The following is a 21,856-nucleotide window of genomic DNA, read 5'->3' on the forward strand; positions in this document are numbered from 1 at the left end:
TTTCCTGGGGCCGGGCGAGGCGTTCGCCCCCAGGACCGGTCCGAGAGGGAGCAGAGGTCATGAAGGAATTCCTGGTCGAGATCACCACCACCGTACCCGAGGGCACCGATCAGGCCGAGGTCGACCGGATCCGGGCCGCCGAAGCGGTACGGGCCGGGGAACTCGCCGCGCAGGGGCACCTGTTCCGACTGTGGCGTCCGGTCGGAGAGCTGCGGAGCATCGGGGTGTGGTGTGCGGACGACGAGACGGAACTGCGTGAGAAGGTTCTTGGGAGCCTGCCCCTGTGGCCCTGGATGACCGCGGTGGTCACCCCCCTGCAGTCGCACCCCAACGACCCGGGCCGCGCGAGCTGAGTCGCGGCGTTGATACCAAAGGGGAGGAACAGTTGACCGAGAGCACGGAAGCGCACCGGACCGTCCTGTACGAGGTCATGGGTCGGTGGAAGGCCGCGGTCGATGCGCACGAACCGCAGCAGGTGGCCGCGTGTTTCACCGAGGACGCGATCTTCCAGGGACTGCGCCCCTACAGCGTCGGGCGTCCCGGGGTCGAGCAGTACTACGACTCCCAGCCGCTCGGGCTGGTGGCGGACTACGAGGTGCTCGAGGTCCGGTCACTCGCCGAGGAGACCCTGCTCGGATATCTGAGCGTCGACTTCTCCTTCTCCGACCGGCCCGCCATTCCGGTCACCCTCACGGTGGTTCTCCGGCGAGTGGACGGTGAGTGGTACATCGCTCACTACCAAGTGTCCCGGCGCGACTGACGCGATCGCTACGGGAGACATGTGAACGGCTGACCCGGTGTGTTTCTCGTGCGCACACCGGGTCCGATTTTCCGAATGCGCGGTCGCGATCTCTCGCTCGTCTCATTTGTTCTGTTGTGGCGGACTGTCAGGGCCGGCCGTTTGCGATACGTATCCGCACTCCGGTGTACTTCCTTGAGTCGGCATGCGCATGTGGCATCGCCTGTGTGGCGACCCGGAGGGGTCCTGCCTGATCTCACCAACTCGCTGACGTACAAGGTGTGTTGCTGCCCGGCTGCGTGCCCGGTCCACCGGCGTGGTTCGCGCTGCCCCTCGGTGCTGCCGCCGTTCAGCCGGCGGCGGCCCGGAGCGTGCTCCTCTTGCGGGCGCGGCAGGTGGCCTTGAACTTGTTGCCGCAGGACTCCATGCCGCACCGCTGACGGTGCGTCCCCCGGGAGCGGTCGATGTAGATGCGGGTGCACCCTGGGTGCCGCACTCCTTCATCACGGGTGCGTCCGGGCCGCTGAGCACCTCGACGGCGTGCCGGGCGACGGTGGAACAGCGTCTGTTCCGCGGTCGCCCTGGTCCGGCGCCCGGTCCGGGTGAGCTGCGGCGTCACCGGAGGCCTGCCTGCGGCCCCGTTCAGCCGGCTCAGCGCTTCCTCGTCGTACTCCTGCCCGCGACGGCGTGCGGTCACCAGTGTGCAGATCGCCTCCCGCCCCCGCCTGGCCTGTTCGACGTCGGCCTCGTCGGCGGGCGCGATCGTGTCGACGAGCCCGGACTCGATGAACCAGGCGTCCAGCCGGTCCGGTGTGGCGAGCATCTCGAAGCTCACCGTGCGCCGGGCACGCAGAGCTGCGGCGAAGTCGAGGGCCGGATTGCCGCAGACGACAGCATGCCCGCAACTCACGTCACCGTTTCGGCGGGTGATTCTCGGCGGCGGCATGTGCCGCAGTTCAGTTCATACGTGGCCCGGCATGGCCGGACCGCCCTCGTTCCGTCGTCGGTGCGTACGGTCGGCACGTCGACACCCTTCGCGAAGCCATGCCGCCATCGGCACCTCTTGGACAGGCGACTGATTGAACGGTTCGGATCGGGGGGCCCGGCCGGCCGGGCCGGTGCCGGACGGCACACTCCCGGCGCGGACGTCCGGGCCCCGCGTGCCGCGACAGCCCGTCGCCGGCGGCGACGTCCCAGTGACCAGGGGCCACCGTCCTCGGCTGCCGTGCGAGACCGTCACCGGCGCCATGCGTCGGCGGGTGGACGACACGCCCTCCGAAGGCATGCGGCTGGCGGACCTCCTCGACGTCGGTGCCGGACGTTCCGAGGGCGCGGCCCTCCGGTTCACCTGTTTCGACGGCGCCTGCACCGAGAGCCTCACTCCCGGACAGGCGCGCCGCTCGGACGTCCTGGTGGCACTCACCATGCAGGACAAGCCCATCACCCACGAGCACGGGGGACCGGTGCCCTTCTTCGTGGTGCCCATGCGCTTCTACGAGTCGGACAAGTGGCTGTCCGGTACCACGGTGACCGACAAGGTCATCCCCGGTTTCCGGGAGGAGCGCGGTTATGCGGTCGACGGCTGGCTCGGTGGTGCCGACCGGAGCGATGGACCGGGCTGAGCCATCCGGTCGGGTCCGCTGGTTCAGCCCGGCGGAAGGGCTGGTCCACCGGGCGACCGGCCGGCTCGGGCTGCTGTGTCTGGCGGCGCCGCGGCCTGCCTCTACTTCGGACCGCCGGCCGAACTGGTCGGTCGCCGCCGCCTCGTGGCCACCGTCCACAGGGGTCGGGCAACTTCCTGCCGGTCCCGCTCCTGCCGGGGTGCTCTCCGCTGACTTCCGTGCGGACCTGCGCAGGCTGACCACATGTCCACACAGCCGCCGCGGCAGACTGAACCGCGGGGTGTGCGGCCGGCCGGGACTGAGCGGGCGCGGCAGAACCTCGCTGATCGTCGGGAGCGCCGGGACGGCATGACACAGCCCGGGCACCTCACTGACGGGGCTGACGAAGTCACCGCCGCGCGCTCACCGCCGTGTCCGGCCGCTGCGGTGGCCGAGTCAGGCGTGAGCCGGAACCTGCTGATCCTGCACGCCCAGCAGGGCGCGGCAGTTCGGCCAGAGCGTGCCGAGCCGAGCGGGGTCGTTGTGCAGTTTGGCGAAGAGTACCTGTCCCTGGGTCAGCGCGACCATGGTCCGGGCGACAGCGCGGGCGTCGGCCACGGTCACCTCGCCCCGCTGCTGGGCCTCGGCGACGACCACGCTGACCAGTTCCACCTGGGTCTCGAAGATCTCCTGCAGACGCCGACGCACGGTGTCGACCTGATTGCTCATCTCCAGGGACAGATTCCCGAACATGCACCCGAGGACCGATCCGCAGCCGTCCTGGCCGGCCCGCTGTTCCGTCTCCATGGACTCGAAGAGCCGCCGCAGCCGCTGCAAGGGCTCGGCGCCGCCGTTCAGCACGCACTCCCACTCGCGCCGCTCGTCGGCCCAGTGCTGGTCGAGCACGGCGAGCGCAAGGGTCTCCTTCGACTCGAAGAAGTGGTAGAAACTGCCCTTGGGCACGTTGGCCGTCTTGCAGATCTCGGCGACACCCAGAGCCGAGTAACCCCGCTGCTCGATCAGTGAGTGAGCAGCGGTAAGGATCTTGTTCTTGGCATCACTGGTCCGTCCCATGCACAAAGTATACGACCGATCGACTATTTTGCGCGGGCCTTTCGGCAGCGGCCGTGTCCGATGGGAGGCCGGGGTTCGCGGCAGCGAAACCGGGGCGTGGATTCCGCCGGGCCGCCGTGCGCGACCTGGCTCCATGGCAAGTAGGCGAAACATCGGCTCCACGGTTCCCGGCGGCGACAGCGAACCGGCCACCGTACCCCTGCCGGACACATCCTTCGCCACACGAGGCGTGCCCCGGTCACCGTGGGTCCACGTCCTGAAGGGCGCGGCCCGCGCCGGCTACGGGAACGGGTGTCGGCCGCTTCGTCCACACCCGCATCCTTCCGCTGATGCACGCCCAGGCCGGGATGTCGGCCGGAACCGGAGCGAACCTGGCGACCGCGAACTACGTGGGCTGTCTGGTCGGAGCCCTGGCCGGCACCTTCGTCCCCGTCTGGTGCGCTCCCGGCGGTACTGCGCGGTTCTCTGTCGGCACTGGTCGCCACGCTGGCCGGAATGCCCTCCACGTACAGCACCACCGGATGGCTGCTCCTGCGCCTCAGCGCGGGCGCCTTCAGCGCGATGATCTTCGTGATCGCCGCGAGTTCACTGCTCAGCCATCCGCGCGAGCCCCCGGCCTACCTGCCCGGCTGGGCCTTCGGTGGAGTCGGGGCGGGCATCACGCTGTCCGGCGTGCTCGTCCTCGTCATGCGGACGGTCGGCAACTGGCAGGCCGCGTGGTGGGCGCCGGCGGCGCGGGCCGCGGTGCTCACCACGCGGCGCCTGGGGCCTGCGTCCCGAGCCGCCTCCCCGGTCGGCGACCCCGGCACCGGCACCTCGGGCCGGGGCGACCGGGCCGCGGACCCACTGCTGGTTCGGTGCCCTGTTCGCGTCCTGCACGCTGGAGGGAGCCGGCTACGTCATCGCCGGCACCTTCCTCGTGGCGGCCATCAACCAGACGTCGCCCGGCTGGATCGGCAGCGGCGCGCGGGTGCTGGTGGGGCCGGCGGCCATCCCCTCCGCCGCCTTCCGGGCCGGCCTGGGGAGCCGCTGGTCCCGGCCGGACCTCCTGCTCCCCGCGCTCGGCGTCCAGGCCGTGGGCATCGCGCTGCCCGTCTGGTTGCTGTCCTTCGCCTGCCGGGTGGCGTGGATCGGGCCGAACACGGTCGTCGTAGTCGGCTACGGAGCGCGGGACCTGGAACATGGAGCGGCCCGCCCAGTCCGTGCGGAACGAGCCGAGTGCCGGCGAGGTCACGTGGATGCCGAATCCGGCGACTTCCTGGGCCAGCGAACCGGCGACGCCCTCTATCGCGAACTCGGGTTCTGCCGACGATCTTGTGATCCGGCGGCTGAACGGCTCGTGCCGACTGTTCGCGATCGTCTACGACCGGGAGACTCAGGTCGGTCTCGCTGTCGAAGCGGGGCTGATGAGGCGGAGGCTCGAGCGGTGCTCGCCGCCCCGGACGCGTTCGCCGCGGAGGTGCGGGCCGATGAGAGGCTGGCGGCCGACCTGGGCACCACCGGCGTGCCCTTCTTCGTGCTGAACCGGCGTTACGGGGCGAGCGGCGTGCAGTCGCAGGAAAGGTTCACCCAAGTGCTGGACCATGCCTGGGCGGGCCGGTCGGCGGCGTGAGGGCTCCGGATTCGATGGCCTGCGCCACGTGCGGTCGCACGGGCCGCGGTACCGGCACGGCCCGGCCGATCCCGGCTGATGCCGCACCATCCGGCGTGCGCTTCGACGGCGTCCGGGGTTCACACCGACACTCACACGGATCATCACTTCAAGTGACGATTCCTGTTTCTCGGTCAACGCGCAACCGAGTAGCTCAACGGGGCGCCAGTTCCGTACGGCGGGCCGCCGGCAGGACGAGGAAGGCCGCCGTCAGGAGGCTGGTCCGCAGGCCGTCGTGGAAGCTGCGGGTGTCCGTGGCCAAGGCGGCGACGGCCAGGGCACTGCCGAGTCGCCGGGAGTCGTTCAGTGCGCCACCGGCGGTGCCCGCCCGCTCGGCCGGAACCCGGTCCAGGAGCGGAGCGGTCACCCCGGGCAGCGCGAGCGAGCCCCCGGCGACCGGGACCATCGGCGCCACCAGTGGCCACAGGCAGCCCGTGACGACAGGCACACGCGGCCCGAACCTCACGGCGAGCAAGGCCGAAGCCCGGCTGATGACCGCGGTGAACACGGTCCTCGGTACAGAGGACGGGCCCGCGGCCGGTGAGGACAGCCCCCGGCTCTGCTGCAGCCATGGTCGACGTTCCTCTCATGAGTCCCATCTGGCCCTCTGCGCCTCCGAGCCGACATATGAAGTCGTGTTCCTGGCCTTAATGGGCATTTGGTCCGCTGATTCACGCTCGACCTCAAGCCGTGATCTACATCGCAATAACCGGCCAAGAGACCCTTCCGTGCCCCACCCCAACCTGTCCCCCCGCAGGTCAACGGCCCCGTCCATGTGAGATCCAATGAGGCGGACCAACGGGCCAGGACATCCGGCCATGACCGGACAGTCAGCCCCGCCGCGCCCCTGCCATATCCTCTTGAGGCATTCATGGCGGGAGGCAAGAAATGGCGATACAGCTGCCAGGCGGATTGGACACGCCGGCGCTCGTGGTCGATTCAGACGTCTTGGACAGGAATATATCGCGGATGGCGGAGCGGTCGCGATCAGGCGGTTTCGCCTTGCGCCCGCACGCCAAGACGCACAAATGCATACAGATCGCAGACCGCCAACTGCAAGTGGGTGCGTTCGGGCTTTCGGTCGCCACGATCGGCGAGGCAGAGGTATTTGCCCGGAATGGGGTGGACGATCTATTCATCGCATATCCGTTGTGGCTGGACGCCGGGAAGGTGCAACGGATACGCCGGCTGGCGGACGAGGTCTCCCTGCGAGTGGGTGTCGAGTCCATCGAGGGCGCCCAACGGCTGGGGGAGGCCCTGCGGGGCAGCGCACGGCCGGTCGAGGTGCTCATCGAGATAGACAGTGGAGCCCACCGGACGGGGGTGCGACCTCACGCCGCCGCCCTGGTGGGGAAGACTGTTGCCGATGCCGGACTGGACGTTGTCGGTGTGTTCACGTTCCCCGGGCACGGATACGGGCACGACACGCAGGCGCGTGAACGCGCGGCGCGTGATGAGGAGCGCGTGCTGGCGGAAGCCGCCCAAGAGCTGCGGAGTCTCGGATTCAACATGCGCGTCATCAGCGGTGGGTCGACTCCGACGGTCGGTCAGTGGCGGCAGGGCGCGGTCAATGAGCTGCGGCCCGGCGTCTACGTCTTCAACGACGCCACCCAGCTGGCCATGGGAGTCTGCAGCCCGGACGATCTCGCCCTGGCCGCAGCGGCAACCGTGATCAGTACACCCGCCGCCGACCGCTTCGTGCTGGATGTCGGCAGCAAAACCCTGGGGTCCGATCGATCGCCATGGGTGACGGGCCACGGCTATCTGCCCGGCTTCCCCCAGGCGATGGTCAGTGGGTTGTGGGAGCACCATGCCGTGGTCGGCCTTCCGGACGGAGTGCGGGGGCCCCGGCTCGGGTCGGTGATCGCTGTCGTCCCCAACCACGTCTGCACTCCGGTGAATCTCGCCGACGAACTGGTGGTCGTGCGTGGCGGTGAAGTGATCGATCACTGGCCTGTTGCGGCGCGAGGCGCCAACACCTGACCACCAGTTCTCGCCACCGTCAAAGCCGAGCTGATCGAGATGGTGGGGGACCCTGGAAGGATGCCGAGCATGTCGAGCGGGCGGTCTTCCAGTGAATAACCTGGTGCAGCGAAGAACGTCTCCACCAGCACACTCGACTACCCCCAGACTCTATGAGACTCGCAGCTCACCCTCGACGACGGGAGTGCCGCCCGACGCGCCGCTCCTGACCGCCTGGCAGCAGGCGCACTGCCAGGCGGGGCGATCGCGTTCTCAGGCACGGGTGCCTTGTGCGCCGGGGCGCTGCTTCTGGGAGTCGACGACGGCCCGCTCCAGCACGGCGGTCAAGTTGATGACCGTGCCGGGCTTGATACCGTCGGCCGACTTGATCTGGACAACGCGGCTGCCGAGGTAGGCGTACGTCTTGGAGTCGAAGATCCACTCGGTGCGATCGCCGCTCTGCTGATCGACGTGGGCCAGGGCGATGCCCTCGCGGCCTGCGGCATCCTCGGCCTGCTCCACCACCACGACCCCGGGGATCTTGGCCGCGGTCCGGTACAGCGCCGCGCTCAGCTTCGCCGGCACGAGTTCCTCGAGGAGCAGGTCGCCGACCGTGGTGAATGCCTGCTGGTCCGGGGAGTTTCCCTGGCCCTTGGTCTCCTTGTAGATCTTCTTCAGCAGGGCGTCCGGGTCGGTGGGCAGCGTCTTGAGGTAGTCATAGGAGGGGGCGCCCAAGCTGGGCTCGACGTCGCTGTCGAGGGTGACACCGCCCTTGGGCCGGTAGCCGGGCTCGTTCAGCCAGCCCTGCTTGCCGTCGGGGGAACTCCAGACCTCACGGAGGTGCAAGGGCTCGACCCAGGTCTTGGACTCGTCTGCGTCGGTGTGCGAGACGGCGAGGTAGGAGACCTTGCTCTTGATGTAGATGTACTGGCCCGGGCCGGGTTCGGGCGTCTTGCTGGCCGCCGCGGCGGCGGCGATGTGCTCGACGGTGGAGGCGAGTTGGACGGTGCTGCCGGGCTCGATGCGGACGACCGGTGCTTCGACCGGGGGCGGGGTGGCCGCGGCCGGGTCGATGCCCCCGGAATTGGTCAGCGCGGCGAAGGCGAACACGCCGGCCAGGGCGGCGGCGGTCACCGGGACACCGATCAGCAGGACGCGGCGCGCCGGGCGGCGGGACGGCGCGGGCGCGGTGGGCTGGATCTCGTTCATCAGGTGTTCCTCGAGAAGCAGGTGACGGTCGAGCGACAGGTGCGGGTCTCCGGGCGCCGGCAGCAGACGGGCCAGCTCCGCGTGGTCCAGCGACTCCTCACGCCGTGACTTCTTGCGGATCATTCGGACCTCTCCTCGTACGACTCGTGTGACCGGGCCGCAGAAGTGCGGCCGCCCTGTTCTTGTCCGTTGCGCGGCAGCGGTTCCCTGCGTTTTCTCAGTTCTTCCTCTGCCAGTTTGCTCAGCCGTGTGCGGGCGCGGGACAGGCGGGAGCGCACGGTGCCGACCGGGACGCCGAGCACGGCCGCCGCCTCCGCGTAGCCGAGCCCGGACCACACGCAGAGCGTGAAGACCTCGCGCTCACTCCGGCGCAGCTTCTTCAGCGCCCGCTGGGCGGCGGCCAGTTCGTCGGCATCGGCTATGCGGCCGACGAGTTCGTCTGCGAAGTCCGGGACCTTTTCCTCGGCGGGCAGGCGCTGCAAGGCCCGCTGGTGGCGGCGCGCGGCGCGGGTGGTGTTGCGCAGTACGTTCACGGCGATGCCCATCAGCCAGGGGCGCGGGCTGTCGCCCTCGTCCCGCAGCTTGGCGCGCAACCGCCACGCCTCCAGGAAGGTCAGCGAGACGATGTCCTCGGCGCCGGTCCAGTCCCCGGTCACGCGCACCGCGTGCCGGTGGACCAGCCGGGCGTGGTCACGGAAGAGCTCGCGGAACGCCTCGGGGTCGCCTTCCCGTATACGGGTGTGCATTGAGTAGTCCACGTCAAGCCTTGTCCAAGCGGCGGGGCAGGTTCCCATGGCGTGCGTCACACGGTCAGGAGACATGGGGGCTCCGCGGCCGGTTCGCACATCACGTCAGCCGTATCCGGGTGCTGGGCGGTACTGCGGTTTCAGCAGCAGATCAGGTGGCGTCGTCAGGTGGAGTGGAGGTCGTGAACAGGCACCAACTCGTGGACCACACCAACCGCTACAGGGGCGACGGTACCGCCCCGGACGCTGAGAACGGGTGGCGGAGGGCGCAGTCCGGAGCCCCGCCACCAAGTCCATCGGCACCTGATTCGCCGAGGACCACGGCCGTCTCGAAATCCGGGCCCATGAGAGACGCGCGGTGAAGGCCGCCGGCGCGCTGCCGGGGCCACGGTCGTGTTCACCACCGTGGGCGGCCTGGTGACACCTTTCTCGTGGAACAGAGCCGACATCGACGCTGTGCCGGCCTTGATCCACGTTCAGGACCGGGCCGTCGGCGCCGCACACTGACGCGTCGACCAGGCGGTAAGGCCGAGCGCGTTCCCCACCGGTCCGTGCGCTGAGCCACCAGGAACACGTCGCGGTCACCCTTGTCGTCGTCGGCGGCGCACCGAAGACGGGCGCGGCGGCGACGAGCGCGACACTGTGCGTCCGAGATGTCCGCTGCCGCCTGAACGAGGAGCCGCGCGAGCAGTCTGACCAGTCACGCCAGGGACGCCCCCCAGGGACCTTCACTGGTGCGGTGGGGCAAGGCCGGGCAGGACGCTGGTTGCGCCTGGTCCCTGGCCGTCATCCCCGAGGAGCGAGCGTGCATATGAACGAGTCGTCAGGCGCGGTCGGCGACGTGTGTCTGGATGGAGTGATCGGCCAGGTCCCACTCACCTCCGCCGACATCGGCGTTACGCCGATCCTGTCCACGGCGCACCAGCGTACGGCGCGGCGCAGCCGGCGAGACGTCTGGTGGCCGCAGGGCGACGCGGGCCGTGCGAGGGCCTTTTCGCGGCCGATGCGTATGCTCTGCCGGCCTCGCTGCCCCGTGCCCACGAGCGCAAGTTCCGCGGCGCGTCCTCCTCCGCCGAGCGCCGCGGGGCACAAGTCGCCCCCGGACTCCTCATGGCCGATGATGGCCGATGCGGAAGGCCTTGACCGCGATCAGCCTCGGCCAGGCGGCGATCCACACGGGTCGTTCGGGTCACTGCCCCGTCCGCCAAGGGACCACCGGGACCGGCAGCCCTGCCACTCTCCAGGCCTGCGGGCCCGGCGCCGCTCGGCACCTCCACCCGCGACAGCATCACCGCACCCCTGACCAACTGCCGCCGCAGTGTGCTCGACCTCGCCGACGGCTGCCGTGCCCATCCCTGCGGCTGCCGCACCGGCGTCTGCCACGCCTGCGTCCCTCCGTTGCCGTCCGGGGACATCACCCGCCACCGAAGCCTCGCGGACTCCCAACAGGCAGGCAGGCCTTATCTGCCGACACCGGACCGCCACCGACATCGTCACCGGACGTGCAGGCGGCAAACCCCATGACGACACGCACTCCAGGCGGCCGATCGTGCCCAGGACCTGGGGTGCGAGGAGGCGTCCGCCGCCAAGCCCGAGGCACAGCCCCGGGCCGGCGGAGCGCCCGACCCCGACGGAAAGGAACCCGACCATGACACCGACCCGCCCGCTGGCACGGCCGCCCGCCTCCACCAGCGGCGACGCACCCGTTCTGCACGTGGAAATCCACCCGGGAGTCCCGGCCGTTGCCGAGATCAGCGAGGAGATCGACCTCGCGTCCGCCGCATGGCTCCGCGAGATGCTCGTGGTGGCCATCCGGCGTCACGGACCCGCGATCGGCGCGGATCTCCGGGGAGTGACGTTCCTGGACCGCTCGGGTGTCAGCATGCTCCTCGCGACCGCGCGCAGGGCACGGCTCGAGGGTGGGCGGATGTGGGTGATCCGTCCGTCCGCGCAGGCCTGGCGTCTCATCATGCTCCTCGGCCTCCAGGACGTGCTGCCGAGAAACGACGAGCAGGCGGAAGCGGTGACGGTGCCGCGGTGCAACTACTGCGGTCCCTACGCGCTCAGGCCCGCGGTCGGTGCGGGCTCGGTAGCCGCAGGAGAGTTCGGCGCGGGCGTCCACCGCGCGACGATGGTCCGCACCGGCATCGAGCACGCGAACCCGTCGACCCGCGCCGAGGGCCGGGAGCTGCCGGATACGGCGCGCTCCGTCACGAACGTACGAGCATCCGTACCTTCCTTCGAGAGCGTGAGTGGGGCCCGATGAGCGTAGAGACCGGCGGTCTGACCGTCGGCGTCGACCTCGGTGGCACGAAGATCACCGCCGCAACGGTCGACCCCGCCGGGAAGGTCGTCTCCCGTGTGCGCATACCGACGCCGCACGACCCGGACCGGATCGCCGACACGATCGCCGAGGCGGTCCAGCGGGTCCGTAAGAGCTGGGACGATGTCCGGGCGGTCGGTGTCGGAGCCGCCGGATACGTGGACGCGGACCGCTCGACGGTGCGTTTCGCGCCCAACCCGGGCTGGCGCGACAAGGCGATCGGGGACATCGTCCAGGAAGCGACCCGGCTGCCGGTCGTCGTCGAGAACGACGCGAACGCCGCGGCCTGGGGCGAGTTCATCCACGGGGCCGGTGCCGGACACGAGGACATGCTGATGGTCATGGCGGGCGCCGGCCTGGGCGGCGGCGTCATCAGCAGGGGCCGGCTCTTCCGCGGCCGGTTCGGCATGGCGGGCGAGATCGGTCACTACCGGGCGGTCCCCGATGGGCTCGGGTGCCCATGCGGCCAGCATGGCTGCATGGAGCAGTACGCGAGCGGAGCGGCCCACACCCGCCGCGCGCGCGAGATGGCGGCCGGCGATCCGCGGCGGGCCGCGACGGTGCTCGCGCTGGGCGACGGCACCCCCTCCGGCCTGCAAGGACGTCATGTGACCGAGGCCGCTCTGGGCGGCGACCCCTTCTGTCTCGAGGTGTTCGCACGATCAGGCCGCTGGCTGGGCCAGGCCCTGGCCGACCTCGGCTCCGTCCTCGACCCATCCCTCCTGGTCATCGGCGGGGGCCTCGGCGACACCGGCGAGCTGATCCGGCGTCCGGCGGAGGTCGCCTACCGCCGGGCCCTCGGCGGCGGCAGGCACCGGGTCTACGCCGAGGTCCGCACCGCCACCGTCGGACCGGACGCCGGTCTCATCGGCGCGGCGAACCTCGCCCGTCTCCACGAACTGATCTTCTCCCCGGTGGTCGTCCGCTGACAGCGGTCCTCGCGCTGTCAATCGCCGACGACCCCTGCTTCGGCCGTGTCCGGCAGACAGCCCCAAGGCACCAGGCCGCCGTCATCCCGCTCCGCGCCCTCGACGACCGGTGGCCCGCCTGCCGGGAATCCCCGCCTGCACGTCCACGAACCCGGTCTTGTGAAGGAGTCCTTGTCCATGACCGCGAACACCACTCCAGCGGGGCCGGCCCAGTCCACTGCCGCACTCCGCCCAACCAACCTCCGGCGCATCACCTACATCGCGGCGGCCGCGTCGATCGGCGGTTTCCTGTTCGGCTACGACAGCGCCGTCATCAACGGGGCCCTCACCGGGATCCAGCACCGATTCGATGTCACCTCCAGCGAGACCGGCACCATCGTCGCCTCCGCCCTGCTCGGTTCCGCGTTCGGAGCAGCCGTCGCGGGGCGTCTCGCCGACCGCATCGGCCGTCCGCGGGTGATGCACCTCGCCGCCTTGCTCTTCGCGATCAGCGCGCTCTGCTCCTCCGTGCCCTTCTCGGCAGTGCCCTGTGCGGCTTCCCTGCCGGCGGCATGATCTGAGACACGGGGAACACCTTGGCATCTGGGGCGGACTGACCGAGGAGACACGCGACCTGCTCATCCGCGCGGGGCTGCCCACCGCACGCGTCCCGGACGACAACACCGCGCCCGTCGTAGTGCCGTCCGGTGACTTGCCGAGGCGCAGAGACCGCGAAGGAGCGAGCAGCGGGCCGACACGAGTCCAGAGCCTCGGTCCCGGCCCAGCAGTGAAAGGAGAACGAGACATGATCGCCAGACACCGTCCGCTCGTCGATCACTGGGACTGGCAACGGCACGCACTCTGCCGCGGCATGGACAGCTCGGTGTTCTTCTCCCCTCAGGGTGAGCGAGGTCAGGCCCGACGAGCCAGGGAAGAGAAGGCGCTGGCCATCTGCGCGCGCTGCCCGGTCCATGAGGACTGCGCCCGTACCGCACTGCGCGCCGGCGAAGCGTACGGAGTGTGGGGCGGGCTGACCGAGCGGGAACGCGAAGCGGCCCTCCTTCGTGACAGAGCCCGCCTTCACGAGCAAAACTCTCAGGTGTCGGCTGCCTGCGCACGGATGCCCGGGAACGCGGAACAGCAGACGCCGAGGACGGTGGGCCGGTCGGACTCAGCGCCGCTGTGGCCCACCACCTGAGGCGGCCGGCAGTGGACTCGCCCAAACTGGGCGCCAGCCGCATCAGCTTGGAGCGCCCCCGCCATTCACCAGGTGAAGGAGGCGAACGGGACCATCGCAAGCAGCCCCGCTGTTCAGCTCCGCAGTCGTCGGTCCCCACGATCAGACTGACGGGCGGCCGGTCGGGGCCGTGGCCGTCCCTGGCCACGGCGGACCAGTGCGCTTCCCCGGTGCGATCCGGCGGCCACCCCGGCCAATGTGGTGACATCGGCATTTTCGTGCGAGGGCCGGAGGCTTGAGTCATGGACATGAAGCCGACCATCACCGTGGTACCAGTCATTGCCGCTGACCGGAGCAGCGAGGTCACCGCCCGGCTTCCGGGAGAGCCGAGACATCGGTCACCGTGTTCGCCCCGGCCTCCGGCCTTGGGATCGCCCGCGCCGTCCGCGCACGGCGAGCGTGAAACCCGCACGAGCGTGGAGGCCCCGGACCGCCAGGTCGGCCAACTCCTCCGCCGGCATCCCCGGGTACGACAACAACCCACGCGGCGCCCGCTCCTGCGACGCGGTGTTCCCACTCGGCGAGGCGCCTCACAGCGCACCAGCGCATGATCTCCGGTGACGCCCGCTTCAGCGTCGTCATCGACCCGGCGAATCGAGGTAGTCATGTCCGACCAGCCGCTTCACGGAAGCGTGGCGCTCGTCACCGGTGCCAGCAGCGGCATCGGTGCCGCGACCGCGCGCTGTCTCGCCCGCGAGGGCGCGGCGGTCGTCCTGGTCGCCCGCCGGCGCGACCGTCTGGATCGCGTCGCGGACGACATCGCGAGTACGGGCGGCCTCGCGGTCGCCATCGAGGCCGACATCACCGAGCCCGAACGCGCCGAGGAAGCGGTGCAGGGCACGCTGGACCGCCTCGGGCGGCTCGACATCCTGGTCAACAACGCCGGGATCATGCTGCTGAACTCGGCCTTGCACACCACCATCGAGGAGTGGGACCGGATGGTCTCACTCAACGTGGCGGCGCTGCTGCACATGACCCACGCCGCCGTACCGCACCTGATCTACGCGGCGTCGACGTCCCCGCGGAAGGTAGCCGACCTGGTGAACGTCAGCTCGACCGCCGGCCGGATCGCCCGGCCGGGAAGCAGCGTCTACAGCCTGACCAAGTTCGGCCTGAACGGATTCACCGAGTCGCTGCGACAGGAACTGCTCGCCGAGCACGTCCGCGTCAGCGTGGTCGAGCCCGGCACCGTCGACACCGAATTGCTGAGCCGCCTCAGTGACACCACCCGTCAGGCGGCTCGCCGGCAGGCCGACCGGATCGAAGCGCTGCGGCCCGAGGACATCGCCGACGCGATCGGCTACATCGTCACGCGAGAACGACGGGTCGCCGTCAACGAAATGCTGGTCCGCGCCGCCGACCAGACATGGTAGTTGCGGCGCGGCCGTCGTCTCACAGGCGGCCGGAAACCAGGCCGAGGAAGTCCTCGCCGTACCCGGTACCGAGGCGCCGGCCCCCTGATCCCGCCCGTGTCCGCTCGGCCCGCAGGGCGGCCGGCAGACGGCGACCGCCCCTCCCGGCCCTGCCTCGCCCAGGAGCACGGTGACGCCCGGGCCCGGACGTCACGGCCCCGCGTCAGCGCCGCTCCGAGAGGCCTCGCCATGACTTGTCCTCCCGCCCGGTGGGCGGGGGCTTGCACCACAGGCGTGAGCTTGACGCGCAGACGGCAGGTCGTCAGTGACCGGCCATCAAAACCCTGTTCGAACAACCACCCCGAAGAAGGTCGTCATGAACACTACTGGTCAGAAGGTCGCCGTGATCACCGGTGCGTCGCAGGGCATCGGCGCCGGCTTGGTCGAGGGGTACCGCAAGCTCGGCTACGCCGTCGTCGCGACCTCGCGCGCTATCGCCCCCTCTCAGGACCCGGACGTCCTCACCGTCCCCGGAGACATCGCCGACCCCGCCACCGCCGAACGCGTCGCCGCTGCCGCGATCGAGCGGTTCGGCCGCATCGACGCACTCGTCAACAACGCCGGCATCTTCATCGCCAAGCCGTTCACCGACTACACGCGGGAGGAGTACGACGCGGCCGTCGGAGTCAACCTGAGCGGCTTCTTCCGCATCTCCCAGCTTGCCGTGGAACAGATGCTCCGCCAGGGCGACGGCCACGTCGTCCAGATCACCACCAGCCTGGTCGACCATGCCAGCTCCACGGTCACCTCGGTGCTCGCCTCCCTGACCAAGGGCGGCCTGCAGTCCGCCACCAAGGCCCTGGCGATCGAGTACGCCGCGCGCGGCGTACGCAGCAACGCGGTCTCCCTGGGCATCATCAAGACCCCGATGCACCCGGAGGCGCACCACGAGTCGCTCGCCGGCCTCCACCCGCTCGGGCGGATGGGCGAGGTCAGTGACGTCGTCGACGCGGTCCTCTACCTCGAGAACGCCCCCTTCGTCACCGGCGAAGTCCTCCACGTCGACGGGGGCCAGAGCGCGGGCCACTGACCCCGCGTGGCCCTCTGTCGCGGTGCCAGGTGCCAGGTGCCAGGGTCGCTCGTCTTGTCGACCAGGAACCTGAACTCTTACCCCGGCTACCCCGGCGTCGACCTGGACTCGTCGCCGGGCAGCCCATCCCTCAACTGCCGGCGGGAGGTGATCGACAGCTTGGTGAAGATCTTGCGCAGGTGCCATTCGACCGTCCGGGGACTCAGGAAGAGCCGGGCCCCGACCTCCGGGTTGGAAAGGCCGTCCCGCACGAGCAGCGCGATCTGCTTCTCCTGCGGCGTCAACTCGTCACTCGACGACGCCTCGGACTTGCGCTTGCGGACGGTTTCACCCGTGGCCAGAAGCTCACGACGGGCCCGCTCGGCGAACGCCTCCATTCCGATCGACTCGAACATCTCGTACGCCCTGCGCAGGTGATTACGCGCCTCGCCCCGCTTGCGCTTCCGGCGCAGCCACTCGCCGTACAGCAGGTGGGCACGCGCGAGTTCGGGACGCAGCCGCGTCCGGCCCAACCGCTCGACCGCCTCACGGTAGAGGTCGTCTGCACCCGTACCGTCGGCGACCAGTGCGCGGGTGCGCGCCTCGATGCCCCCGGCGAAGTCCGTGCTGAACGGCTGTGTCGCCTCGACCAGCCGATCGAGGGCGTCGCGCGCGAGGTCGGGCTCGTTGGAGCGGGTGGCCGCCTCGACGAGTTCGGGCAGCAGCCAGGTGGAGATCCACGGCTCCGAGACGCGCGCCGCGGATCGGGCCGCTTGCGTCACTTCCGTATACCGGCCAAGGCCGTTGTACAGGACTGCGGCAGCCCATTGCGCGGCCGACGTGCCCATGCCGAAACCGCTGGCAGCCGCGCCCTGGAGTGTGGCGGCGATGAGTTCGGCGGTCTCGGTCTCCCGGCCCTGAAGGGACAGGAGCCGCAATGCGGGATAGGGCGGCAGCGGGTTTCCGGTCGCGGTTGCGACGGTGTCGCTCTCCGCGATGGCGGCGGCCGCACCCTCGAAGTCGCCGGCCCAGGAGAGGGCGTAACTCAACGAGGACAGGTGGTACGGCAGTTCCCGGAGCGCGCCGGCATCGCGCACCACCTGGACCTGCCGTGCGTAGATCGCCCGCATGTCCTCGTCGTCCCAGACGGCGGAGCTCACGCCTGTCGCGACCCATCCCCACCTCAGCACATCCGGCGCGGGGATGTCGATGAGGACCTTCGCGGCCCGCCGCAGCGTCGGGGCCGCGGCCGCACGACCGTCCGTGACGAGGAGGGCGAAACCGTCGAGAAGGAGATCCAGAGGGCCTGGACTGCTCGGCGACGGGAGGTTCCGGACGGCCCGCGAGACCGCCATGAGGGTGTCCTGGTCGGCGACGCTGACGGCCATACCCCATGCGGTCAGGTAGGTCTCGCGCGAGAGCCGCGGGTCCGCGGACTGGAGCCGCCCGGCGGCGTCCACCAGCAGTACGACCGCGTCGCTGCCGCCTCCGGAGGCGAAAGCGACGTGCCCTCGCAGCACACCGGCCCGGCCCTGCTGGAAGCCATCGAGCGATCCGGCGCTGACAGCGCTCAGCAACCTGCGTACGTCGTCCAGCTCGCCGGTCTGAAGGCCGGCCTCCGCGGCCGCCAGCATCCGGTCGGCCCGGCGCAAAGGATCGTCGGTCAGCGTGGCGGACCGCTGGAGGAACGCGGCTGCAGCGGCCACCCCGCCGCGTGCCTGCGCACGGTCGGCGGACCGCTCGAGCTCGGCGGCGACGGCCTCGTCCGGGCCGGCGGCGGCGGACGCGAGGTGCCAGGCACGACGATCCGGTGCGCCCAGAGGGTCGGTGACCTCCGCGAGTGCCAGATGTACCGCCCGGCGGTCCTCTTCCGTCGCCGACCGGTACACGGCCGACCGTACCAGCGGGTGCCGGAAGGTCACGCGCCCGCCGATCGCCAGCAGTCCGTCCGTGCCGCCTGCGAGGGCCGTCGCGAGCGGGACACCGAGCCGTTCGCCGGCACGGCGCACCACATCCGGATCGCCGACCGGTTCCGCGGCGGCGATCAGCAGCAACAGCCGGGTCTGCTCCGGCAGCTCCTGGATCCGGTTCAGGAAGCTCTGCTCGATCTGACCGGGCAGCGCCTCCGCATGCAGGAGGCCGAGCCCGCCGGCCATTCGGGTGACGGTGAGCCCTCGGGGCAACTCGAGCAGGGCGAGGGGGTTGCCCCTGCTCTCCGCGACGATCCGATCGCGGATGTGCTGGTCGAGCCGGGCATGCGTGACCGAGTTCAGCAGGGCGTGCGCGTCGGCCTCACCGAGCCCGGTGACCTCCAGCTCCGGGAGCCCGAGCAGTTCCGGGCCCGGCCGGCGGGTGCCGAAAAGGAGAACGATCGACTCCGCCAGCAGCCGCCGGGCGACGAATCCGAGGACCTGCGCAGAGGCCAGGTCCATCCACTGCGCGTCATCGACCACACAGAGCAGGGGACGCCCCTCGGAAGCGTCCGACAACAGGCTCAGCACCGCCAGCCCCACCAGGAAACGGTCCGGCCGGGTCCCCGCCTGCATCCCGAACACCGTCTCAAGCACGTCGCGCTGCGGCGCAGGGAGCCTTCTCAGCCGTTCGAACAAGGGAGAACAGAGCTGGTGCAGCGTGGCATACGGCAGCTCCATCTCGGACTCGACCCCCGTCGCACGCAGCACGCGCATGCTCGCCATCGAGGCCTCCGCGTACTCCAGGAGTGCCGACTTCCCGGCACCGGGAGGGCCCCACACCACGAGCACGCGGCTTTCACCGGCTCGTGCCGCGGCGATCGCCTCGTCGATGCGGGCGCACTCCGTTCCCCGCCCGAGCAGCCCGGCACACTCCCCTGGCCCTGGGCCATGATGCTGTTGATCCATGGTTCCAAGCCTTTGATGCGGTTGATTTGCCGGTCGAGCCCGGTCATTCCGGTACCGTCGCCTGCTCGGTGCGGGTCAGGGAGTCTCGGAGTTGCTTTCGGGAGCCGATCCCGAGCTTGGTGAAGATCTTGCGCAGGTGCCATTCGACCGTCCGGGGACTCAGGAAGAGCCGGGCTCCGACCTCCGGGTTGGAAAGGCCGTCCCGCACGAGCAGCGCGATCTGCTTCTCCTGCGGCGTCAACTCGTCACTCGACGATGCCTCGGACTTGCGCTTGCGGAGGGCCTCGCCTGTGGTGAGAAGCTCACGACGGGCCCGCTCGGCGAACGCTCCCATCCCGATCGACACGAAGATCTCGTACGCCCTGCGCAGCTGGTCACGCGCCTCGACCCGGTCACCCTCCCGGCGCAGCCACTCGCCGTACAGCAGGTGGGCACGCGCGAGTTCGGGACGCAGCCGCGTCCGGCCCAACCGCTCGACCGCCTCACGGTAGAGGTCGTCCGCGGTAGTGCCGTCGCTGAGCAGTGCCCGGCAACGAGCCAGGATCCCCTGCGCCCAGTCGGTGTCGTACGGCTCCGCCGCGTCCGCCAGATCTTCCATCGCACGATGGGCGACCGCGTCCCGGCCGATGCGCACCGCTGATTCGACGAGTTCGGGCAGCACCCATACGGAGACGAACACCTGGGCGATCCGGGTGCTGGCCTGGGCCGCCACCAGCGCCTCCTCGTGACGGGCGAGACCGTTACAGAGGACCGCGGCTGCCCAGTGGGCACACGTGACGCCATTCAACTGGCCGTGTGTCCCGGCCCATTCGATCGTGTCGGCGATCAGCGTCGAGGCCTCGGCCTCCTTGCCCTGCATCGCCGTCAGAAGAAGCCTGGTGTGCTGCACGATGGGCATGCCCGTCGCAGCGGCGACCGTCTCGGATTCGGCCACGATCGCGGACGCGGCTGAGAACGCGCCAGTGAGGCAGGTCGCTATCCCCAAGGAAGCGAGGTAGATCGGGAGTTCGGTCAGGGCGCCGGCCGTGCGCACCACCTCGACCGCCCTGGCATACGTCTCGCACATGGCTCGGTCGTCCCACACGGCACAGCTCACGCCACATGCCGCCCAGCCCCATTTCAGCAGGTCCTGCGCGGGATAGTCGGCGAGCGCGGCAGTCACCCTTCGCAGCGTGGGGGCCGCGGCGCTCCTGCCGTCGGTGACGAGGAGTGCGTAGCCCTCGAGTACGAGGTCGAGGGTACGTGGACCGTCTTCCGGAGGGGGAAGTTTCCTTATCGCCCGGGAGATCTCCATGAGGCTGTCGGCGTCGGCTGCGGCGAATGTCGCCGCAGCCCAGGCGACGAGGTAGGTTTCCCGCGCGAGTTGCGTGTCGAAGGGCTCCAGGCGCTGCGCGGCCGTCAGCAGCCTGGGCGGGGCCTCGTCGTTGAAGCCGGCCGCCAACGTGACGTGACTGCTCACCAGTTGGGCACGCACGCGCTGGAACTCGCTCCGGGCGTCCCGGGAGGCTATGCCGGCGAGTTCCCGCGCGGCATCGAGGTCACCTGCCCGGAAACTGGCGTCCGCGGCCGCGAGGGCGCGTTCGGACCGCCGTGAGGTGTCGCCGGTCAGTGCCAGGGACCGTTGCAGGAACGCGGCTGCGGCGGCTGGTCCACCGCGTGCCTGCGCGCGGTCGGCGGACCGCTCGAGTTCCGCGGCGACCGCCTCATCGGGTGCGGTCGCCGCGGACGCGAGGTGCCAGGCACGACGGTCCGGGTCGACCTGGGGGTCGGTTACCTCCGCCAACGCCAGATGCGCCGCCCGGCGGTTCTCTTCCGTCGCCGACCGGTACACGGCCGACCGCACCAGCGGGTGGCGGAAGATCACGCGTACGTCGAACGACAGCAGTCCGTCCGTCCCCTTGGCGAGGGCCGTCGCCGGCGTGACGCCGAGCTGTCCGGCAGCACGCCATACCAAGCCGGGATCGCCGGTCGGCTCGGCGGAGGCGATCAGCAGGAGCAGCCGGGTCTGCTCGGGAAGGTTCTCGATCCGGGTCAGGAAGCTCTGCTCGATCCGGCCCGGCAGTGTGTCGGTGTCGGCGTGCAGGAGGCCGAACCCGCCGGCCATCTGGGTGACGGTCAGCCCGCGGGGCAGTTCCAGCAGGGCGAGGGGGTTGCCTTTGGTCTCCGCGACGATCCGGTCGCGGATGTGCTGGTCGAGCCGGGCATGCGTGACCGAGTTCAGCAGGGCGTGCGCGTCGGCATCACCGAGCCCGGTGACCTCCAGCTCGGGGAGCCCGTGCAGTTCCGGGCCCGGCCGGCGGGTGCCGAAGAGGAAGGCGACCGACTCCGCCAGCAGCCGCCGGGCGACGAATCCGAGGACCTGCGCAGAGGCCCGGTCCATCCACTGCGCGTCGTCGACCATACAGAGCAGGGGACGCCCCTCGGAGGTGTCCGACAACAGGCTCAGCACCGCCAGCCCGACCAGGAAGCGCTCCGGCGGGGTTCCCGCCTGCATCCCGAACACCGTCTCGAGCGCGTCGCGCTGCGGCGCGGGAAGATCCGTCAGCCGATCCAGCAGCGGCACACACAACTGATGCAGGGTGGCGAAAGCCAACTCCCTCTCGGATTCGACACCTGCCGCACGCAGCACCCGTATGCCCGCCGCCGCGGTCTCCGCGTACTCGAGCAGCGCCGACTTTCCGACTCCCGGCGCGCCGTGCACCACAAGAGCATGGCTCTCACCCGTGCGGACGGCCGCGATCATCCGATCGAGGAGAGCACGCTCCGATCCGCGCCCGAGCAGCCCGACCCTCTTCCCCTGTCCCGAGCTCTGCTCCGGATGCGCCACGGCTGCCCGCTCTCGTCGCGGTCGACCCGTCTAGACTGCGGTCATACGTCACGCTACAACGGCAAAATAGCGGCTTGAGTCTTCACCGGGTAAAGACCCAGGTCGCCACATCGTGCGCCACGCCCTGCAACCCGTTCCTGAACGCTGTCAGGACGTATGGGTTCAAACACCATTCGCCTCGGTCGTCAGGAAGGCCCGGACCCGCTGGGCGGTCTCGTCGGCGCAGGTGTCCATGACGAAGTGGCCGCCATCGAGCAGGTGGATCTCCGCGGCGGGCAG

General features: G+C 70.2%; 16 protein-coding genes and 3 pseudogenes. 12 read left to right on the top strand and 7 right to left on the bottom strand.

The window, feature by feature from the left end:
* Positions 1 to 59: 59 nt before the first annotated feature.
* Both ACFPIH_RS35665 and ACFPIH_RS35670 read left to right on the top strand, forming a co-directional pair.
* Positions 60 to 353 (top strand): muconolactone Delta-isomerase family protein, encoded by a 294-nt coding sequence (locus ACFPIH_RS35665; RefSeq protein ID WP_381181542.1) that lies wholly within the window; start codon positions 60 to 62, stop codon positions 351 to 353.
* 77 nt (positions 354 to 430) lie between these two features.
* Positions 431 to 760 (top strand): YybH family protein, encoded by a 330-nt coding sequence (locus ACFPIH_RS35670; protein ID WP_381181779.1) that lies wholly within the window; start codon positions 431 to 433, stop codon positions 758 to 760.
* A gap of 328 nt (positions 761 to 1,088) precedes the next feature.
* Here the strand turns inward: ACFPIH_RS35670 and ACFPIH_RS35675 are convergent.
* Positions 1,089 to 1,649, bottom strand: a pseudogene (locus ACFPIH_RS35675) (CGNR zinc finger domain-containing protein).
* 346 nt (positions 1,650 to 1,995) lie between these two features.
* Between ACFPIH_RS35675 and ACFPIH_RS35680 the strand changes: the two are divergent.
* Positions 1,996 to 2,361, top strand: a pseudogene (locus tag ACFPIH_RS35680) (molybdopterin-dependent oxidoreductase); the annotation flags it as partial.
* 435 nt (positions 2,362 to 2,796) lie between these two features.
* Here the strand turns inward: ACFPIH_RS35680 and ACFPIH_RS35685 are convergent.
* A complete protein-coding gene (locus tag ACFPIH_RS35685; RefSeq protein WP_381181540.1) occupies positions 2,797 to 3,414 on the bottom strand; it encodes a TetR/AcrR family transcriptional regulator in 618 nt (205 codons plus the stop codon).
* Positions 3,415 to 3,909: 495 nt separating this feature from the next.
* Between ACFPIH_RS35685 and ACFPIH_RS35690 the strand changes: the two are divergent.
* Both ACFPIH_RS35690 and ACFPIH_RS35695 read left to right on the top strand, forming a co-directional pair.
* Positions 3,910 to 4,110: pseudogene (locus ACFPIH_RS35690) on the top strand (YbfB/YjiJ family MFS transporter); the annotation flags it as partial.
* Complete coding sequence (locus ACFPIH_RS35695) at positions 4,055 to 5,026, top strand: YbfB/YjiJ family MFS transporter (protein ID WP_381181538.1); 972 nt, start codon at positions 4,055 to 4,057, stop codon at positions 5,024 to 5,026. The pseudogene ACFPIH_RS35690 and the gene ACFPIH_RS35695, both read left to right, overlap by 56 nt.
* Positions 5,027 to 5,219: 193 nt before the next feature.
* Here the strand turns inward: ACFPIH_RS35695 and ACFPIH_RS35700 are convergent, their stop codons facing one another.
* A complete protein-coding gene (locus tag ACFPIH_RS35700) occupies positions 5,220 to 5,513 on the bottom strand; it encodes a hypothetical protein (protein ID WP_381181536.1) in 294 nt (97 codons plus the stop codon).
* A gap of 440 nt (positions 5,514 to 5,953) precedes the next feature.
* Between ACFPIH_RS35700 and ACFPIH_RS35705 the strand changes: the two genes are divergently transcribed.
* On the top strand, positions 5,954 to 7,048 hold the full coding sequence (locus tag ACFPIH_RS35705; RefSeq protein WP_381181534.1) for an alanine racemase: 1,095 nt from the start codon (positions 5,954 to 5,956) through the stop codon (positions 7,046 to 7,048).
* 252 nt (positions 7,049 to 7,300) lie between these two features.
* On the opposite strand, the gene ACFPIH_RS35710 is transcribed toward ACFPIH_RS35705, so the two are convergent.
* Both ACFPIH_RS35710 and ACFPIH_RS35715 read right to left on the bottom strand, forming a co-directional pair.
* Positions 7,301 to 8,359: a CU044_5270 family protein gene (locus ACFPIH_RS35710; RefSeq protein WP_381181532.1), complete on the bottom strand. Its 1,059-nt coding sequence runs from the start codon at positions 8,357 to 8,359 to the stop codon at positions 7,301 to 7,303.
* Positions 8,356 to 8,982, bottom strand: coding sequence for an RNA polymerase sigma factor (locus ACFPIH_RS35715; protein ID WP_381181530.1), 627 nt, complete (start codon positions 8,980 to 8,982; stop codon positions 8,356 to 8,358). Before ACFPIH_RS35715 ends, ACFPIH_RS35710 begins: the two co-directional genes overlap by 4 nt.
* Positions 8,983 to 10,630: 1,648 nt before the next feature.
* Here ACFPIH_RS35715 and ACFPIH_RS35720 point away from each other — a divergent pair.
* The 6 genes from ACFPIH_RS35720 to ACFPIH_RS35745 all read left to right on the top strand — a co-directional run bounded on the left by ACFPIH_RS35720 (position 10,631) and on the right by ACFPIH_RS35745 (position 15,892).
* Positions 10,631 to 11,248 carry an STAS domain-containing protein gene (locus ACFPIH_RS35720; RefSeq protein WP_381181528.1) on the top strand — a complete coding sequence of 206 codons (618 nt, stop codon included), beginning with the start codon at positions 10,631 to 10,633 and terminating at the stop codon, positions 11,246 to 11,248.
* Positions 11,245 to 12,234 (top strand): ROK family glucokinase, encoded by a 990-nt coding sequence (locus tag ACFPIH_RS35725; RefSeq protein WP_381181526.1) that lies wholly within the window; start codon positions 11,245 to 11,247, stop codon positions 12,232 to 12,234. Before ACFPIH_RS35720 ends, ACFPIH_RS35725 begins: the two co-directional genes overlap by 4 nt.
* 177 nt (positions 12,235 to 12,411) lie before the next feature.
* Positions 12,412 to 12,789 carry an MFS transporter gene (locus tag ACFPIH_RS35730; protein WP_381181524.1) on the top strand — a complete coding sequence of 126 codons (378 nt, stop codon included), beginning with the start codon at positions 12,412 to 12,414 and terminating at the stop codon, positions 12,787 to 12,789.
* A gap of 229 nt (positions 12,790 to 13,018) precedes the next feature.
* Positions 13,019 to 13,411, top strand: coding sequence for a WhiB family transcriptional regulator (locus tag ACFPIH_RS35735; protein ID WP_381181778.1), 393 nt, complete (start codon positions 13,019 to 13,021; stop codon positions 13,409 to 13,411).
* 644 nt (positions 13,412 to 14,055) lie between these two features.
* Positions 14,056 to 14,823 (top strand): SDR family NAD(P)-dependent oxidoreductase, encoded by a 768-nt coding sequence (locus tag ACFPIH_RS35740; protein WP_381181522.1) that lies wholly within the window; start codon positions 14,056 to 14,058, stop codon positions 14,821 to 14,823.
* 355 nt (positions 14,824 to 15,178) lie between these two features.
* Positions 15,179 to 15,892, top strand: a complete 714-nt coding sequence (locus ACFPIH_RS35745) for an SDR family NAD(P)-dependent oxidoreductase (protein WP_381181520.1) — start codon at positions 15,179 to 15,181, stop codon at positions 15,890 to 15,892.
* Positions 15,893 to 15,978: 86 nt separating this feature from the next.
* Here ACFPIH_RS35745 and ACFPIH_RS35750 read toward each other — a convergent pair whose 3' ends face one another.
* Together ACFPIH_RS35750 and ACFPIH_RS35755 are read right to left on the bottom strand one after the other, a co-directional pair.
* Positions 15,979 to 18,750: an ATP-binding protein gene (locus ACFPIH_RS35750; RefSeq protein ID WP_381181518.1), complete on the bottom strand. Its 2,772-nt coding sequence runs from the start codon at positions 18,748 to 18,750 to the stop codon at positions 15,979 to 15,981.
* 43 nt (positions 18,751 to 18,793) lie between these two features.
* Complete coding sequence (locus ACFPIH_RS35755) at positions 18,794 to 21,577, bottom strand: ATP-binding protein (RefSeq protein ID WP_381181516.1); 2,784 nt, start codon at positions 21,575 to 21,577, stop codon at positions 18,794 to 18,796.
* Positions 21,578 to 21,856 lie beyond the last annotated feature (279 nt).

This window comes from Streptomyces vulcanius, from assembly GCF_042653945.1.
Classification (GTDB): domain Bacteria; phylum Actinomycetota; class Actinomycetes; order Streptomycetales; family Streptomycetaceae; genus Streptomyces; species Streptomyces mangrovi.

What these genes read in the sequence shown, in the direction of transcription:
- ACFPIH_RS35745 (WP_381181520.1), top strand. Translation starts at nt 15,179, where the DNA reads ATGAACACTACTGGTCAGAAGGTCGCCGTGATCACCGGTGCGTCGCAG.
- ACFPIH_RS35670 (WP_381181779.1), top strand. Translation starts at nt 431, where the DNA reads ATGGGTCGGTGGAAGGCCGCGGTCGATGCGCACGAACCGCAGCAGGTG.
- ACFPIH_RS35665 (WP_381181542.1), top strand. Translation starts at nt 60, where the DNA reads ATGAAGGAATTCCTGGTCGAGATCACCACCACCGTACCCGAGGGCACC.
- ACFPIH_RS35715 (WP_381181530.1), bottom strand. Translation starts at nt 8,982, where the DNA reads ATGCACACCCGTATACGGGAAGGCGACCCCGAGGCGTTCCGCGAGCTC.
- ACFPIH_RS35750 (WP_381181518.1), bottom strand. Translation starts at nt 18,750, where the DNA reads ATGGATCAACAGCATCATGGCCCAGGGCCAGGGGAGTGTGCCGGGCTG.
- ACFPIH_RS35720 (WP_381181528.1), top strand. Translation starts at nt 10,631, where the DNA reads ATGACACCGACCCGCCCGCTGGCACGGCCGCCCGCCTCCACCAGCGGC.
- ACFPIH_RS35685 (WP_381181540.1), bottom strand. Translation starts at nt 3,414, where the DNA reads ATGGGACGGACCAGTGATGCCAAGAACAAGATCCTTACCGCTGCTCAC.
- ACFPIH_RS35710 (WP_381181532.1), bottom strand. Translation starts at nt 8,359, where the DNA reads ATGATCCGCAAGAAGTCACGGCGTGAGGAGTCGCTGGACCACGCGGAG.
- ACFPIH_RS35735 (WP_381181778.1), top strand. Translation starts at nt 13,019, where the DNA reads ATGATCGCCAGACACCGTCCGCTCGTCGATCACTGGGACTGGCAACGG.
- ACFPIH_RS35730 (WP_381181524.1), top strand. Translation starts at nt 12,412, where the DNA reads ATGACCGCGAACACCACTCCAGCGGGGCCGGCCCAGTCCACTGCCGCA.
- ACFPIH_RS35725 (WP_381181526.1), top strand. Translation starts at nt 11,245, where the DNA reads ATGAGCGTAGAGACCGGCGGTCTGACCGTCGGCGTCGACCTCGGTGGC.
- ACFPIH_RS35705 (WP_381181534.1), top strand. Translation starts at nt 5,954, where the DNA reads ATGGCGATACAGCTGCCAGGCGGATTGGACACGCCGGCGCTCGTGGTC.
- ACFPIH_RS35740 (WP_381181522.1), top strand. Translation starts at nt 14,056, where the DNA reads ATGTCCGACCAGCCGCTTCACGGAAGCGTGGCGCTCGTCACCGGTGCC.